The organism is Gammaproteobacteria bacterium (genome assembly GCA_019911805.1).
Classification (GTDB): Bacteria; Pseudomonadota; Gammaproteobacteria; order Thiohalobacterales; family Thiohalobacteraceae; genus JAHJQQ01.
This window is the reverse complement of the sequence record JAIOJV010000099.1, coordinates 13442-28610: the sequence shown is the minus strand read 5'-3', so window position 1 is coordinate 28610 and position 15169 is coordinate 13442. Positions and strand designations below refer to the sequence as shown.

Annotated in this window: 15 protein-coding genes; 14 read left to right on the top strand and 1 reads right to left on the bottom strand. The window is 64.3% G+C overall.

Annotation, left to right across the window (positions count from 1 at the left end; translation table 11 throughout):
• Positions 1-69 precede the first annotated feature (69 nt).
• The 13 genes from iscU (at position 70) to der (ending at position 13117) form a co-directional block, all read left to right on the top strand.
• On the top strand, positions 70-474 hold the full coding sequence (gene iscU / locus K8I04_12750; GenBank protein ID MBZ0072578.1) for a Fe-S cluster assembly scaffold IscU: 405 nt from the start codon (positions 70-72) through the stop codon (positions 472-474).
• A 17-nt stretch (positions 475-491) separates the two neighbouring features.
• Positions 492-815 carry an iron-sulfur cluster assembly protein IscA gene (gene iscA / locus K8I04_12745; protein ID MBZ0072577.1) on the top strand — a complete coding sequence of 108 codons (324 nt, stop codon included), beginning with the start codon at positions 492-494 and terminating at the stop codon, positions 813-815.
• Between the two features lie 68 nt (positions 816-883).
• The gene (gene hscB, locus K8I04_12740; protein ID MBZ0072576.1) at positions 884-1429 is read left to right on the top strand and encodes a Fe-S protein assembly co-chaperone HscB; all 546 of its coding nucleotides are present in this window, start codon (positions 884-886) and stop codon (positions 1427-1429) included.
• Positions 1430-1812: 383 nt separating this feature from the next.
• Complete coding sequence (gene hscA, locus K8I04_12735) at positions 1813-3687, top strand: Fe-S protein assembly chaperone HscA (protein MBZ0072575.1); 1875 nt, start codon at positions 1813-1815, stop codon at positions 3685-3687.
• Between the two features lie 219 nt (positions 3688-3906).
• Positions 3907-4254, top strand: coding sequence for an ISC system 2Fe-2S type ferredoxin (fdx, locus tag K8I04_12730; GenBank protein ID MBZ0072574.1), 348 nt, complete (start codon positions 3907-3909; stop codon positions 4252-4254).
• 73 nt (positions 4255-4327) lie between these two features.
• Positions 4328-4522 (top strand): Fe-S cluster assembly protein IscX, encoded by a 195-nt coding sequence (gene iscX / locus K8I04_12725; protein ID MBZ0072573.1) that lies wholly within the window; start codon positions 4328-4330, stop codon positions 4520-4522.
• Between the two features lie 482 nt (positions 4523-5004).
• Positions 5005-6138 (top strand): 23S rRNA (adenine(2503)-C(2))-methyltransferase RlmN, encoded by a 1134-nt coding sequence (rlmN, locus tag K8I04_12720; GenBank protein MBZ0072572.1) that lies wholly within the window; start codon positions 5005-5007, stop codon positions 6136-6138.
• Complete coding sequence (gene pilW / locus K8I04_12715) at positions 6135-6890, top strand: type IV pilus biogenesis/stability protein PilW (protein MBZ0072571.1); 756 nt, start codon at positions 6135-6137, stop codon at positions 6888-6890. Before rlmN ends, pilW begins: the two co-directional genes overlap by 4 nt.
• A complete protein-coding gene (locus tag K8I04_12710) occupies positions 6883-7935 on the top strand; it encodes a helix-turn-helix domain-containing protein (GenBank protein MBZ0072570.1) in 1053 nt (350 codons plus the stop codon). Before pilW ends, K8I04_12710 begins: the two co-directional genes overlap by 8 nt.
• Positions 7936-8003: 68 nt before the next feature.
• Positions 8004-9293 (top strand): histidine--tRNA ligase, encoded by a 1290-nt coding sequence (gene hisS, locus K8I04_12705; protein MBZ0072569.1) that lies wholly within the window; start codon positions 8004-8006, stop codon positions 9291-9293.
• 269 nt (positions 9294-9562) lie between these two features.
• Entirely contained in the window at positions 9563-10216 is a 654-nt protein-coding gene (locus K8I04_12700; protein ID MBZ0072568.1) for a tetratricopeptide repeat protein, read from the top strand.
• Entirely contained in the window at positions 10213-11376 is a 1164-nt protein-coding gene (bamB, locus tag K8I04_12695; protein MBZ0072567.1) for an outer membrane protein assembly factor BamB, read from the top strand. Before K8I04_12700 ends, bamB begins: the two co-directional genes overlap by 4 nt.
• A gap of 340 nt (positions 11377-11716) precedes the next feature.
• On the top strand, positions 11717-13117 hold the full coding sequence (gene der, locus K8I04_12690) for a ribosome biogenesis GTPase Der (GenBank protein ID MBZ0072566.1): 1401 nt from the start codon (positions 11717-11719) through the stop codon (positions 13115-13117).
• Between the two features lie 372 nt (positions 13118-13489).
• On the opposite strand, the gene K8I04_12685 is transcribed toward der, so the two are convergent.
• Positions 13490-14149 carry an OmpA family protein gene (locus K8I04_12685; protein MBZ0072565.1) on the bottom strand — a complete coding sequence of 220 codons (660 nt, stop codon included), beginning with the start codon at positions 14147-14149 and terminating at the stop codon, positions 13490-13492.
• Positions 14150-14769: 620 nt separating this feature from the next.
• On the opposite strand from K8I04_12685, the gene K8I04_12680 reads away from it, so the two are divergent.
• Positions 14770-15069, top strand: coding sequence for a hypothetical protein (locus tag K8I04_12680; GenBank protein MBZ0072564.1), 300 nt, complete (start codon positions 14770-14772; stop codon positions 15067-15069).
• Positions 15070-15169: the final 100 nt, after the last annotated feature.

Genomic DNA, 15169 nt, shown 5'->3' with positions numbered 1-15169 from the left:
ACCCGAAGCGCCGCCGTCTGAATACCACCGTAACTGATGAACGTTAGGGCAGCAATCGAGGACTAAGCCATGGCCTACAGTGACAAGGTGTTGGACCATTACGAGAACCCCCGCAACGTGGGGAGCCTGGACAAGAATGACACCCGTGTCGGTACCGGCATGGTCGGTGCACCGGCCTGCGGCGATGTCATGAGGCTGCAGATCAAGGTCAACGAACACGGCGTGATCGAGGACGCCAAGTTCAAGACCTACGGCTGTGGCAGTGCGATCGCCTCCAGCAGCCTGTTGACCGAATGGGTCAGGGGTAAGACCCTGGACGAGGCGAGCCAGATCAAGAACACCCAGATCGCTGAGGAGCTGGCGTTACCACCGGTGAAGATCCATTGCTCAGTGCTGGCCGAAGACGCCATCAAGGCGGCCATTTCGGATTACCAGACCAAGCAGACGGGTGGACAGGTGAGCAAGACGGCCTGAAGACGGGGTACGCAAGCATGGCGATTACATTGACTGCAGGTGCCGCCGAGCGGGTACAGAAATTCCTGGCCAACCGTGGCAAGGGTATTGGTCTGCGTCTGGGCGTGAAGACCACAGGCTGCTCCGGCATGGCCTATGTACTGGAATTCATCGATGCCATCGAGGCGGACGATCAGGTGTTCGAGAGCCACGGTGTGCAGGTCGTCATCGACCCCAAGAGCCTGGTCTACCTGGACGGTACCGAACTCGACTATGGCCGGGAAGGTCTGAACGAGGGCTTCAAATTCAGCAACCCGAACGTGAAGGACACCTGCGGCTGCGGCGAGAGCTTCAACGTCTGAGTACATCCCGGGCACACCCCGGGCGCGCAGTCATCACCGGCCCGGCCCAAATCCGATCCCCCTGATCCGTGGACCTCAAGCAGAACTACTTCGAACTATTCGGCCTGGCGCCGGGTTTCGGCCTCGACCGTGCGGTGCTCGACGCCCGCTACCGCGATCTGCAGCGGCTGGTGCATCCGGACCGTTTCGCCAGCGCGGGCGATCAGGAGCGGCGCATCGCCATGCAGCAGGCAACGCGCATCAACGAAGGCTACCAAGTACTGAGGGACGCCCTGGCGCGCGGCCGCTACCTGCTGGAGCTGCGCGGTCATCGTTTCGATGACGAACGCGCCACCCATCAGGATCCCGGTTTTCTGATGGAGCAGATCGAACTGCGCGAGGAACTGGCGGCGGTGCGCGACACCGCGGATCCTGGCGGTGCGCTCGCGGTTATCCTGGGGCGCATCGGCACACGCCTGGAGAGACTCGAGATCGAGCTCGGTGCCGCGCTCGCGCAGCCCGATGAGATACCCGCAGCGGCGTTGACCGCCATCCAGCACCTGCAGTTCTTCCGCAAGCTCGCCCACGAGGCCGAGGAACTGGAGGCCGAATTGGAAGACGAGCTCGGTGGCTGAGTCCGCGTCAACCACAAAGGACATAACCGGGTCCGCAAACCTGAAAACCGTATTGGCCACGGAAACACACGGAAGCACACGGAAGGCACTGAAATAAATTCTGATTGATCCAGGTTTACTCGATGCAGGGCAAATCCCGAGAGGATTCAATACTGAAAACCTCCGTGCCTCCGCGTTGAACATGTATAAAACGCTATAGATCCCAGCAGTGACGCAGAGTCGTGAAGCCCCGGTGCAGCGCCTGGCGGGTAAGATGGGCTGCTGTGTGAAGCAGTTGATCCCGTCCGTATTTTTCCGTGTATTTCCGTGGCCAATACGGGTTTTGGGATGACTATACCGTTCCTTCGTGTCCTTTGTGTCCTTAGTGGTTAAAATCGCTCCCTATGGCATTACTGCAGATCTCAGAACCCGGCCAGTCCAGCGCGCCGCACCAGCACCGGTTGGCGGTCGGTATCGATCTCGGCACCACCCATTCGTTGGTCGCGACCGTGCGCAGCGGTCTGGCGGACACCCTGCCCGACGACGACGGGCGACATCTGCTGCCATCGATCGTGCACTATCGGCCGGATGGCAGCCGTGTCGTCGGCGTCGAGGCCAGGGCGGCCGCGGCCCGGGATCCGCTGAACACCATCGCCTCGGTGAAGCGCCTGCTGGGCCGCGGCGTCGAGGACATCAAGACCCTGGGCACGCAGTTGCCGTACACCTTCGTGCCCGGCGTCTCCGGTATGCCGCGCATTCGCACCGCCGGCGGCGACGTCAGCCCCGTGGAGGTCTCCGCCGAGATCCTCAAGGTCCTGCGGATCCGCGCGGAGGAATCGCTGGGCGGTGAGCTCGCCGGTGCGGTCATCACCGTGCCGGCCTATTTCGACGATGCCCAGCGTCAGGCGACCAAGGATGCCGCCACGCTCGCCGGGCTGAACGTGCTGCGGTTGCTGAACGAGCCCACCGCAGCGGCGGTCGCCTACGGTCTGGACCGCAACAACGATGGCGTGATCGCAGTCTACGATCTCGGCGGCGGTACCTTCGACGTCTCCATCCTGCACCTGAACCAGGGTGTGTTCGAGGTCCTGGCCACGGTCGGCGACACCGCGCTCGGCGGTGACGACATGGACCGCGCCGTCGCCAGCTGGATCATGCGCGCGGCGGGCATCGGTGACGACGCCGACCACAAGCAGATGCGCCGTCTGCTGCGCGACGCCTGTGCCGCCAAGGAGGCCTTGACCGAGACCGGGGCTGTGCCGCTGCGGATAGAATTGATGGATGGCAGCCACTGGGAGGGTGAACTCACCCGTGCGCAGCTCAACGAACTGATCGACCCACTCGTCAGCCAGACGTTGGGTCCCTGCCGCCGCGCATTGCGGGATGCCGGCGTGAAGGTCGACGGGATCACCGCCGTGGTGATGGTCGGTGGTTCCACCCGCGTGCCGCGCGTGCGCGAGCGTGTCGGCGAGTTCTTCGGGCGTGCGCCGCGGGTCGACATCGATCCCGACAAGGTGGTCGCCATCGGCGCCGCCACCCAGGCCGATATCCTCGCCGGCAACAAACCCGGGAACGAAACACTGCTGCTGGACGTGATCCCGCTGTCGCTGGGTATCGAGACCATGGGCGGGCTGGTGGAGCGGATCATTCCGCGCAATACGACCATCCCGGTGGCACGCGCCCAGGAGTTCACCACCTTCAAGGACGGCCAGACCGCCATGGCGCTGCACGTGCTGCAGGGCGAACGTGAACTGGTATCCGACTGCCGCTCACTGGCGCGCTTCGAGCTGCGCGGGATCCCGCCGCTGGTGGCGGGTGCGGCGCGTATCCGCGTGGCCTTTCAGGTCGATGCCGACGGGTTGCTGAGCGTGACCGCGCGCGAGGAGACCAGCGGCGTGGCGGCGAGCATCGCCGTGAAGCCGTCCTACGGTCTGGCCGACAGCGAGATCGAGACCATGCTGCGCGATTCCATGACCCATGCGCACGACGACATGGAAGCGCGCAAACTGCGCGAACGGCGGGTCGAGGCCGACCGTGTCATCGAGGCCCTGAACGCCGCCCTGGCGGCGGACGGTGCCTTGTTTCTGGACGCCACCGAGCGCGCCCGCATCGACGCGGCGGCCGCCGCGCTCGACCGCCTGCGCCGCGGCGACGATGCCGGCGCCATCAAGCAGGCCATCGAGGCCGTCGAGCAGGCCAGCGCCGACTACGTCGCCCGGCGCATGGACGCCCATATCCGCCAGGCCATGGCCGGCCATGGGGTGGACGATTTCAAGTGATCATGAGTATGACCACAGGCGTCGCGTGGATGGGCGATCATACAAAATCATTGTTGGCCACGGAACCACACGGAAAACACAGAAAAACTCATTAGATAAAATTCCAGACCATGGCATTTGAGATGATCGCCGGACTTTTGCATTACGCACTATTCCGTGTCTTTCCGTGTGGTTCCGTGGCCAGCAATGATTTTCACAATACGAATCTGAGTAAGAGCAATGCCCCAGATCATTTTCCTGCCCCACAAACAAATCTGCCCGGACGGGGCGGTCATCCAGGTCGAGCCTGGCGTCACTGTGTGCGACGCCGCGCTCGCGAACGGCATCGAGATCGAGCACGCCTGCGAGAAGTCCTGCGCCTGCACCACCTGCCACGTCCACATCCGCGAGGGTGCCGAGTCCCTGAACGTTGCGGAGGAGACCGAGGAGGATCTGCTCGACAAGGCCTGGGGCCTGGACCCGGACTCGCGGCTGAGCTGCCAGACCGTGGTCGGCGACACCGACCTGGTCGTGGAAATCCCCAAATACACCATCAATATGGTCAGTGAAGCAGCGCCGAGGTCCTAGGGCCGAAGGGAACCCCCCCATGTTCCCGACCCCGCCCCTAGAACCTAGAACCTAGAACCTGGGACTTGAATGTATGCAATGGACCGACACCCTCGACATCGCCATCGCCCTGGATGAGGCCTACCCGGACGTGGATCCGCTGCGGGTCAATTTCGTGAATCTGCGCAACTGGGTCCTGGCCCTGGAGGGTTTCGACGACAATCCCGACCGGAGTGGCGAGAAGATCCTGGAAGCCATCCAGATGGCCTGGATCGAGGAACGCGACTAGCCGGATGCCGCTGCCGCTGCAATTGCCCGTGATTGCCGGCAGCGGTACACTAGGGTGCTGGAGTTCTATTCACTAAACCCGCGTTTAGCCGCGGGTTTATGTTATCTTCCCCGGCAGCTCGCGGAGCCCCGTGCCATGGCCGTCGAGCGCACCCCGTCCATCATCAAGCCCGATGCGGTGGCCAGGGACGTCAGTAACGAACTCTGCCCGCGTACGCGGTGATCGTGTAGTAACCACAAAGGGTACCAAGGGCACAAAGGTTTCCGGAATCTCTGATTTATCCGTCATTGCGAGCGTAGCGACAAAGCAATCGCCAAGCCCTTGATGCATCAGCTGGGAGAGTGCTTCACTTCGCTCGCGATGATGGCTTCAATGAGTTGATCAGAGATACCTTTATTTTCAATCCGATCTCCTTCGTGTACTTCGTGTCCTTTGTGGTTAAAGTGAATTGATTGTAAGGCTGCATGACGCATACGGCTGAAATGACCGACACCACCAAGATCAATCTGCTGAATTTCGATCGCCAGGGGCTGGAAAACGTCTTTTCCGGTCTCGGCGAGAAGCCGTTCCGTGCGCGGCAGATCCTGCAGTGGGTCTATCAGCGTGGCGTCGACGACTTCGCTGCCATGAGTGACCTCAGTAAGGCCCTGCGCGCGCGTCTGGTGGATCTCGCCGAGGTACGCCTGCCGGACGTCGCGCTGGACCAGAAATCCGATGACGGTTCGCGGAAATGGCTGCTGCGGCTGGCCGACGGCAACTGCATCGAGGCCGTCTACATCCCCGAACGCGACCGCGCCACGCTGTGCGTGTCCTCGCAGGTCGGTTGCGGGCTGAACTGCAGCTTCTGCTCGACGGCGCAGCAGGGCTTCAACCGGGATCTGACCACCGCCGAGATCATCGGCCAGGTGCTGGTTGCCAGCCGGCTGCTCACCGCCGACGGGATCAGCTGCAACGAGAACGGCCGCGCCATCAGCAACGTCGTGATGATGGGCATGGGCGAGCCGCTGTTGAATTTCGACAACGTCGTGCCGGCCATGCGGCTGATGCTCGACGATCTGGCCTTCGGCTTGTCCAAGCGCCGGGTGACGCTCAGCACCTCCGGCGTCGTTCCCGAGCTCGACCGGCTGCGCGAGGCCTGCGATGTGGCGCTGGCGGTGTCGCTGCACGCGCCCACGGACGAACTGCGTGACGAACTGGTGCCGATCAATCGCAAGTATCCGATCCGGGAGCTGCTGGCTGCCTGCCGGCGCTATGTCGGGGACGGCTCGCGCCGCCGTGTGACCTTCGAATATGTCATGCTCGATGGCATCAACGACAGCGACGAACAGGCGCGTGCACTGGCCAGGCTGCTGCGCGACGTGCCGGCCAAGGTCAATCTGATTCCCTTCAACCCGTTCCCGAACACACGCTACCGCCGCAGCCCGGCGGAGCGCATCGCGCGCTTCCAGCAGATCATCGTCGACGCCGGTCTGGTGACCATCACCCGCAGGACCCGCGGCGACGACATCGACGCCGCCTGCGGCCAGCTGGCCGGACAGTTCCAGGACCGCACGCGACGGCGCCTGCGTGCCATCGGGGTGGCCGCACAACACCTGCAACAGGATGTGGTTTCATGAGACAGCTCGGAATGGCAGCCGTCCTGGCGGCGGCATTGATGGCTACCGCCTGCACGCAGAACACGAAGGATTATCCGCCCGGCCAGAGCCCGGCCGAGATCAACGTCGAACTGGGCCTGCACTACATGCGCGAGGGCGAGAAGAACGCCGCCATGGAGAAGTTCCAGAAGGCGCTCGAACAGGAGCCGAACCTGGCGGCGGCGCACAGCGGCATCGCCGTGCTCTACGAGAGTCTGGGTGAGACCGCCAAGGCGGATCAGCACTTCCGGCGCGCCGTCAGTCTCAACCCGAAGGATGCGCGTGCACAGAACAACTACGGTGCCTTCCTGTGCCGGGATGACCGCTGGCCGGAGGCCGAAAGGCATTTCCTCGCAGCGGCCAACGAGCCGCTGTACGACGCCCCGTACATGGCGCTCACCAACGCCGGCATCTGCGCCTACGGCGCCAAGGATGTCGCCAAGGCCGAACAGTACTGGCGGCGGGCGCTGGAACTGAATCCGCGCTATCCGGCCGCGTTGCTGCAGATGGCGCGCCTGGGGGTCGAACAGAAGCAGTACATGAGCGCGCGCGCCTATCTGCAGCGGCTGCACGAGGTGGTGCGGCCGAGCGCCGAGAGCCTGTGGCTGGGCATTCAGACCGAGCGCGCCCTTGGCGACCGCAACGCCGAGGCCAGCTACAGCCTGCTGCTGAAGAATCACTTCCCGCAGTCCCCTCAGGCCAGGCAGCTCCAGGGCAAGGCGGCCGATGAGTGATACGCCCGTAACCAAGGCACCTGTAACCGACACGCCTGGCACCGAAACCGCTGGCACCGTGACGGTTGACCCTGCAGGTGTAGGGCCGCTGTTGCGCGCGGCCCGCGAGGCGCAAGGTCTCTCCACCGGTGCGATCGCGGTCCAGCTGAATCTGAACGTACGCACCGTCGAGGCACTGGAGCAGGACGACCACCGGCGGTTGCCCGCGCCCATCTTCGTGCGTGGTTACCTGCGTAACTATGCACGCCTGGTCGGAGTGGCTGAAGATCGGGTGCTGGAGGCCTATCAGGCTCAGGCACCGACCGAGCCGGCGCCGCGCAGTATCGGCCTGCCGCGCCGGCGGCGCCTGAGCCTCCGTGCGCCGCGCATCCCCTGGACGGGGCTGTTCACGCTGTTGCTGCTGGGCGCGCTGGGCCTGCTGGCCTGGGAATTCGGGCCGACCCTGGTGGCGCGTTTCAGCGACCAGGCGCCATCGGCCGAGGCGCCGGCGGCATTGACCCTGCCGCTGCCCGATGGCGACGCGGCGGACAGCGGTGACCAGGCACCGTCGGTGGCGACGGACCCGCTGGATCTGGTGCCTCCCCCGACACCCCTCCAGACACCCACCACATCCATAGAAGAAGATGGCGGGGCGGTCACCCCTCTCGATGAATTCGAGCCGGTGCTGCCGCCGGAGGCCGGGATGGAGCCCGACGCACCGCCCGTGACCGAAGCCGATACGCTACCCGATGCCGCGGTTGCGGCGCTTGCAGAACCGCCGGTCACCGCAGCGCCTGCCAGCGTGCCGGCCGCGCCGGAGGAGGTGCAGTTGGAACTGCACTTCACCGATGACAGCTGGGTGGAGATCAACGCCGCCGACGGCACGCGCCTGCTGTACGGTCTGATGCGCAAGGACCAACGGCGCAGCGTGGCGGGGCAGGCGCCGCTGCGGGTGCTGCTGGGCAATGCCCAGGCCGTCGAGCTGCAGGTCGACGGTGTACCCTTCGATCTGGCGCCCCACACACGCGAGGCGGTTGCCCGCTTCCGTCTGGACGCCGATCGTTGATGCCGGCGGCGCCGGTTTTAGCGGGGTTCCCCCCGGTTTCCGATCCACGCTCGACACGCATACAGCCCATGTCACAATCACCCAAGACACTGCAGGCCATCCGCGGGATGAACGACATCCTGCCCGGCGAGACCGGTGCCTGGCAGCAGCTCGAGGCCCGCTTCCGTGCATTGCTCGGCGCCTACGGCTACCGTGAGATCCGCATGCCGGTGGTCGAGAAGACCGAGCTGTTCAAGCGCTCCATCGGCGAGGTCACCGACATCGTCGAGAAGGAGATGTACACCTTCGAGGACCGCAACGGCGACAGCCTGACGCTGCGTCCCGAGGGTACCGCCAGCTGCGTACGCGCCTGCATCGAGCACGGCCTGCTGCACAACCAGGTGCAGCGGCTGTGGTACATGGGGCCGATGTTCCGGCACGAGCGCCCGCAGAAGGGCCGCTACCGTCAGTTCCATCAGCTTGGTGTCGAGGCCTTCGGCATGGATGGCCCGGATATCGATGCGGAGCTGATCCTCATGACGGCGCGCCTGTGGCGCGTGCTCGGACTCACCGACGTCGCGCTGGAGATCAATTCGCTGGGCACCGCGGCGGCGCGCGCGGCCTATCGCGACGTCCTGGTCGCGTACCTGAGCGCGCACCGCGCACAGCTCGATGAGGACAGCCAGCGGCGCCTGCACACCAATCCGCTGCGCATCCTCGATAGCAAGAACCCCGTCATGCAGGGCCTGATCGAGGCCGCCCCCCGGTTGGCCGACCACCTGGACCTGGAATCGCAGGCGCATTTCGCCGCGTTGCGTGCCCTGCTCGATGCCGCTGGTGTCGCCTACCGTGTCAACCCACGCCTGGTGCGCGGCCTGGATTACTACAGCCGCACGGTATTCGAGTGGGTCACCGATCGCCTCGGTGCGCAGGGCACGGTCTGTGCCGGCGGTCGCTACGATGGCCTGGTCGAATACCTGGGTGGCCGGCCCACGCCGGCGGTCGGCTTCGCGCTCGGCATGGAGCGTCTGGTTGCGTTGCTCGCCGATCTCGACGTGCGGCCGGACGCCCCGGCGGTGCATGCCTATCTGGTGCTGGTAGGCGAGACCGCCCAATGCCAGGGGCCGGTGCTGGCCGAACGCCTGCGCGATGCTGTGCCCGGCCTGCGCCTGCAGGTAAACTGTGGCGGTGGCAGTTTCAAGGGTCAGTTCAAGCGTGCCGACCGCAGCGGTGCGGCCTGGGCCCTGATCGTCGGCGAGGACGAGGCGCGGTCCGGCCGCATCGGCATCAAACCCCTGCGCGGCACGGCCGGGCAGGAGACCCTGAGCGAGGCCGACGCGATCGCGCGGCTGGGGGAGTGGGTGGGGCGTGAGGAGTGAGGAGTGAGGAGTGAGGAGTGAGGAGTGAGGAGTGAGGAGTGAAACTTCTTTATGGCCACGGAAGCACACGGAATGACACGGAAAACTCAATGAGCAAAAGCCCAGGTTGTGAGCAAGTGGGTTGATTACTGGGCTTTTACCCAAGCATTTTTCCGTGTTGTTCCGTGGATTCCGTGGCCAAAAAAGTGTTTGTGTTTTTTGCCTAACGCCTAACGCCTAACGCCTCACTCCCCACCACCCGAAACAATCTGCAATACGGAGTCCGTCCAGTGGAGATCTATAGAACCGACGAAGAACAAGGCGAGGCCCTCAAGGGCTGGCTGCGCGAGAACGGTCTGCCGCTCATCACCGGCGTGCTGCTCGGTCTGGCCGCACTGTTCGGTATCAGGGCCTGGACCGAGTATGGCGACCGCTATGCGGAGGGGGCGTCGAACCTGTATACCCAGTTGGTTGCCGCCATCGGTGCCGGCCAGCCGGAAGACGCTGCCCGCGCCTACGACGAAATGATCAAGGAATTCCCGGGTTCGGAATATGCGGTGCTCGCCGCCCTGCAGATGGCCAGGGTACAGATCGAGCAGGACGACCTCGCCGGTGCCCGTGGTCAGCTGCAGTGGGCCTACGAGCATGCCAAGGATGAGGGGATCAAACACAGCGCGCGCCTGCGCCTGGCGAGGGTGCTGCTCGGCAGTGGCGATGCCGATGCCGCGGAGCAGCTGATTGCGGGGGTCGATGCGCCGAGCTACACGGTGCTGTATGAGGATCTGCGTGGCGACATCGCGCGCGCACGCGGCGACCTGGAGGCGGCTCACGCGGCCTACGAGCGTGCCCTGGCGGCGGCGCCGGAACAGTTGTCGGGGCGCGCCCTCATCGAGGCCAAGCGCGACGACACGGTGCGCGTGCCTGACGCCGGCCCCCAGTCATGAGACGCCTGCTGCCCGTTGTACTGTTGGCGCTGGCCGTTGGCGGGTTGAATGGCTGCGCCTGGCTGCGCGGCAAGGACAATGTCGAGCCACCTGCCGAACTACCCGAATTCGAGCCCCGTGTGCAGTTGCAGTCGCTGTGGGAGCGCGATATGGGCGCCGGCATCGACGCACAGTTCCTGCGATTGCGCCCGGCCGTGGATGGTGGACGGGTGTTCGCCGCCGACCGCAAGGGTAAGGTCAGTGCCGTCGATGCGGCCAGCGGTAAAGGCATCTGGGAGACCAGGACCGGCATCGCCGTGTCCAGCGGCGTGGGTGTCGGCGACGGTCTGGTGCTGGTCGGCAGCAGCGAGGCCGATCTGGTCGCCCTGGACTGGAATGACGGTCACGAGGTGTGGCGCACGACGCTCACCAGCGAGATCCTGTCCGTACCGGCCGCCGGCAACGGCAAGGTGGTGGTGCAGACCGTCGACGGCAAGCTGGCCGGGCTGAATGCCGCCGACGGCAAACGTGTCTGGGTGCTCGACCGCAGCGTGCCGGTGCTGTCGCTGCGGGGTACCAGTTCACCCGTGCTGGTCCAGGGGGCCGTGGTCGCCGCGTTCGACGACGGCAAGCTCGCCGTGCTGGACCTGGAGCGTGGCCTGCCGGTCTGGGAGACCGGTATCGCCATTGCCCGCGGCCGTTCGGAACTGGAGCGCATGGTCGACATCGACGCGCCGCCGCAGGTCTGGGGAGGAACCATCTATGTCGCCGCCTACCAGGGCCGCGTGGCCGCCGTCGAAGGCAACAGTGGACGCGTGTTGTGGTCGCGCGACATGTCGTCTGCAGCCGGCGTGGGGGTCGATTTCAGCCAGGTGTACGTCACCGATGACAGCAGCGATGTGTGGGCGCTGGAGCGCGGCAACGGTGCCTCCGTCTGGAAACAGGATAAGTTCCAGCGGCGTGCACTGACCGCGCCCGTACCTTTCGGTGAATATGTCGTCGTGGCCGATTTCGAAGGCTATGTGCATCTGCTCGCGCGTTCCGACGGCGCCATCGTCGGCCGCACGCGCGTCGATCGCAAGGGCGTGCTGGCCACGCCCGTGGTCGATGACGACACCCTGTTCGTCTACGGCAACGGCGGCAAGCTGGCAGCGTATAAAATCAGAGGGGCTGGGGACTAGGGACCAGGGACGAGGATGGAAAACTACCCGCCAGCAGGCGCAATGCGCGAGTGATACGCCGTGTGGAGCGGGTGTTCCATATCCAAGGTCTGATGGCACGTACTCAAACCCTTCCTTCTAGGCCACGGAATTCACGGAACAACACGGAAAGAAGTTACGATGTAAACTCAGGATCATCACCCACGGTTTGGTTTCCGGGCTTTGTACAGTGAGTCTTTTTCCGTGTCATTCCGTGTGCTTCCGTGGCCATTTTCCGGGACATCAGCGTACGTAAGCGCCATGCTGTCCAAAGTCCATTCTCCGGTCGTCAGCCCCCAGCCCCCTGGCCCCTAAGATTCCTATGCTTCCCGTCATCGCCCTGGTCGGTCGTCCCAACGTCGGCAAATCGACACTGTTCAATGTGCTCACGCGCAGCCGTGACGCGCTGGTCGCGGGTACCCCTGGACTGACGCGCGACCGTAAGTACGGCGAGGGCAAACTCGGCGGGCGGCCCTATCTGGTGGTCGATACCGGCGGTCTGTCCGGCGACGAGACCGGCATCGACGCACTCATGGCCAAGCAGTCCTGGCTGGCGGTGGAGGAGGCCGATGTCGTGTTGTTCATGGTGGATGCGCACGCTGGTCTGACCGTCACCGATGAGGCCATCGCCACACGCCTGCGCCGCGCCGGCAAGTCCGTCACCCTGGTGGTCAATAAGGTCGATGGCTGCAACAGTGCGGTGGTCACCGCGGAGTTTCATCGCCTGGGGCTGGGCGAGCCGTTGCCCATTGCCGCCGCCCACGGCCAGGGCGTGCCGCAGCTGATGGATCGTGTACTGACCGGCCTGCCGGAGCCGGAGGTTGGCGAGGCGGCCGCGCCGGAGCACGATGACAGTATCCGCATCGCCCTGGTCGGCCGCCCCAACGTCGGCAAGTCCACCTTGCTCAACCGCATCCTCGGCGAGGAACGCGTGGTCACTTTCGACCAGCCCGGTACCACCCGCGACAGCATCTACGTACCCTTCGAGCGTGACGGGCAGCGCTATACCCTGATCGACACCGCCGGCGTGCGACGCCGCGCCCGCGTCAGTGAGGCCATCGAGAAGTTCAGTGTCATCAAGGCGCTCCAGGCCATGGAGGCGGCGCACGTGGTGATCCTGGTGCTGGATGCGCACGCGGGCTTGAGCGAGCAGGATGCGACGCTGGCCGGCTACGCCGCCGATTCCGGGCGTGCGCTGGTGGTGGCGATCAACAAGTGGGACGGCCTCGACCCGGACGCGCGCAACTGGATTCGCCAGGAACTCGACCGGCGCCTGCCGTTCATCGGTTTCGCCGAGTTCCACTTCGTCTCCGCGCTACACGGTTCGGGTGTCGGCGACCTGTTCAGTGCAGTACGGCGCTGCTACCGCTCGGCCACGACGAAGTTTTCCACGCCGCAGCTCACGCGTATCCTCGAACAGGCGGTGTTCGCGCATCAGCCGCCCCTGGTGCAGGGCCGTCGCATCAAGCTGCGCTACGCCCACCAGGGCGGGCAGAATCCGCCACTGATCATTATCCACGGCAACCAGACCGAGCACGTCCCCGAGGCCTACCAGCGCTATCTGGTGAATGTCTTCCGCAAGGCGCTCGACATCGTCGGTACCCCGGTACGCATCGAATTCCGCACCGGCGAGAACCCCTTCAAGGACCGGCGCAACAAACTCACACCGCGACAGCAGGCGAAGCGCAAGCGCATGGTGCGCCATATCAAGAAGAAGGGCTGAAGCAAGGGTGCTAGGTGTTAGGCGTGAGGCGTGAGGAGTGAGGAGTGAGGCGTAAAAGACAAACCTTTTTTAGCCACGGAAGCACACGGAACAACACGGAAAAGGGCTTTTGCAAAATCCCAGCAAGCAAGCTGCCCGGTTACCACCAGGGCTTTTACATGAAGTAGTTTCGACTTGATCTGACACCTGACTTAAAAAAGTGAGGGTTACCGGTTCTGATGGAAGTGCGAACTCACCATCGGACCCGGTAACCCTCATGCTCACAAACTGGGCTTTTGCTCAGTGAATTTTTCTGTGTTTTTCCGTGTGGTTCCGTGGCCAGAGATGGGTTTTATTTTTCTCCTCACGCCTCACGCCTCACCCGCCACCAGGTTACTGTGTCTCTTCCACCACCTCGAATGCCGAGAATTCCACCTCGGTACGACGGTTCGGCCCCAGGCATTCGATCAGCGCCCGCCCGGTCATGCCCTCACAGTTCACTACCGGGTTTTTCGGACCCATGGCGGCAGTCTCCATGATATCGGTCTGGATACCCTTGCCCGCGAGATAGGTCTTCACGGCGTCGGCGCGGCGCTGCGACAGGCCCATATTGTAGGCCTCGCTGCCGATGCGGTCGGTGTAGCCGGTGATCTGGATGCGTGGATCCTTCTTGCCGGCCAGTTCGGCGGCCATCTCGTCGAGCTTGGCCTTGCCGGAGTCGGTCAGTTCGGCCTTGTCGAAGCCAAAGTAGGTGTCGGACTCGAGACTGATGCGCACCACGGTCCGCCGGGGCTCGGGTGCGACTGCGACCGGTGCCGGTTCCTCGACCTTGGCGATCAGGTGCGGCTCGCATTCGGCGATGGCCTTGTCCTTGGTCCAGGAGGAGGTGTGCCAGCATTCCCCGAAAGCGCTGCGCCAGATGGTGTTGCCAGAATTGGCGGCGTAACCCTGGTGGGAATCCGCGGCTGCCGGTGTGGCGAGCGCCAGCCCCGCCGTGAACAGGGTGGTCAGCAGGGTTGTGTACAGGGTTCGATTGTTGTTGGTGGTCTTCATGGTTGCTTCTCCTTAGCTGAAAATCGGATCCCGGACGATGTGCCGGTGGTCCGCGATCGGGCCGGTAACTCGGTAGGGGTGCGTGTACGACAGGGAATGGGCAGTACTTCAAACAATGGCGCAGTCCCTGCGACCTCCATAAGACACAGCATAGGAGACATACGCCGTCTGTCAAATGATCGACGGCAAGGGTACGGCGGCTGTGACGGGTTTATGACACATGTCTCCGTCTACAACACGGTGGAGTGTACGTTGCCCTGCCCGTCCCGTCGATACCCACTGCCTGCCGGCCGCCATGTCTGGATCCGAGCCCGGGCCCGGCAACCCGGTCGACGACAAGGATATTTGTGCTCCATCACGTTGGCCCGTTACTTGAATGGCAGGTCCGGCAGTAGCCGGTGGATTGTCTGCGCGAGTCGGGCATCGGCTTCCTGGATTCAGCCGCTGTGTATCCATCTGGACGCAGGGCGGCGTGCAGGTGACACCGTTCATACGGAAGGTGGTCGGACATGGTTTGGAGTTCAAGGCATTCAAACACCCTCAAGACCCGGCGCGTGCATGCGCGTTGCGCGCGAGTGCTCGAGCGGGGTGAAATGCAGCACTGCGGGAGGCTTCCCGGCATGACATGGAAATTTCTGGCTGGCACCGCCCTGGCGGCCCTGAGTGTTGCGGTGCTGGCGGGGCCGCCGAAGTACGAACCGCCGCCGCTGACCTACCAGATCGTCGCCGTGCGCCTTACCGGGGGTGGCACCGACGAGGCGGGCAGCGTACTGCTCGAGCAACAGACCGGTCGCACCTGGGTCCTGGTGCAGCGCGGCAGTGCCCCGCCGTCCTGGCAGGCGCTGGCCTTCGATTCCGGGTTCACCCTCAATCAGCAGCTGCAGCCGCCCGAGGCGACACGCCAGTTGGCCGGAAAATAATCGTACGTCACGATTCCAGGGCGGTTGCGGCGTACTTCGCGCCGTCGTAGCACCCACCCGTCACAGAACCCCGCACCCCGTTCGGCGCGCGGGGGTTCGA

Bases quoted from the DNA above. Each gene is read 5' to 3' on its own strand.
- iscU (MBZ0072578.1), top strand. From the start codon at position 70: ATGGCCTACAGTGACAAGGTGTTGGACCATTACGAGAACCCCCGCAAC.
- iscA (MBZ0072577.1), top strand. From the start codon at position 492: ATGGCGATTACATTGACTGCAGGTGCCGCCGAGCGGGTACAGAAATTC.
- hscA (MBZ0072575.1), top strand. From the start codon at position 1,813: ATGGCATTACTGCAGATCTCAGAACCCGGCCAGTCCAGCGCGCCGCAC.
- fdx (MBZ0072574.1), top strand. From the start codon at position 3,907: ATGCCCCAGATCATTTTCCTGCCCCACAAACAAATCTGCCCGGACGGG.
- iscX (MBZ0072573.1), top strand. From the start codon at position 4,328: ATGCAATGGACCGACACCCTCGACATCGCCATCGCCCTGGATGAGGCC.
- rlmN (MBZ0072572.1), top strand. From the start codon at position 5,005: ATGACCGACACCACCAAGATCAATCTGCTGAATTTCGATCGCCAGGGG.
- pilW (MBZ0072571.1), top strand. From the start codon at position 6,135: ATGAGACAGCTCGGAATGGCAGCCGTCCTGGCGGCGGCATTGATGGCT.
- K8I04_12710 (MBZ0072570.1), top strand. From the start codon at position 6,883: ATGAGTGATACGCCCGTAACCAAGGCACCTGTAACCGACACGCCTGGC.
- hisS (MBZ0072569.1), top strand. From the start codon at position 8,004: ATGTCACAATCACCCAAGACACTGCAGGCCATCCGCGGGATGAACGAC.
- bamB (MBZ0072567.1), top strand. From the start codon at position 10,213: ATGAGACGCCTGCTGCCCGTTGTACTGTTGGCGCTGGCCGTTGGCGGG.
- der (MBZ0072566.1), top strand. From the start codon at position 11,717: ATGCTTCCCGTCATCGCCCTGGTCGGTCGTCCCAACGTCGGCAAATCG.
- K8I04_12685 (MBZ0072565.1), bottom strand. From the start codon at position 14,149: ATGAAGACCACCAACAACAATCGAACCCTGTACACAACCCTGCTGACC.
- K8I04_12680 (MBZ0072564.1), top strand. From the start codon at position 14,770: ATGACATGGAAATTTCTGGCTGGCACCGCCCTGGCGGCCCTGAGTGTT.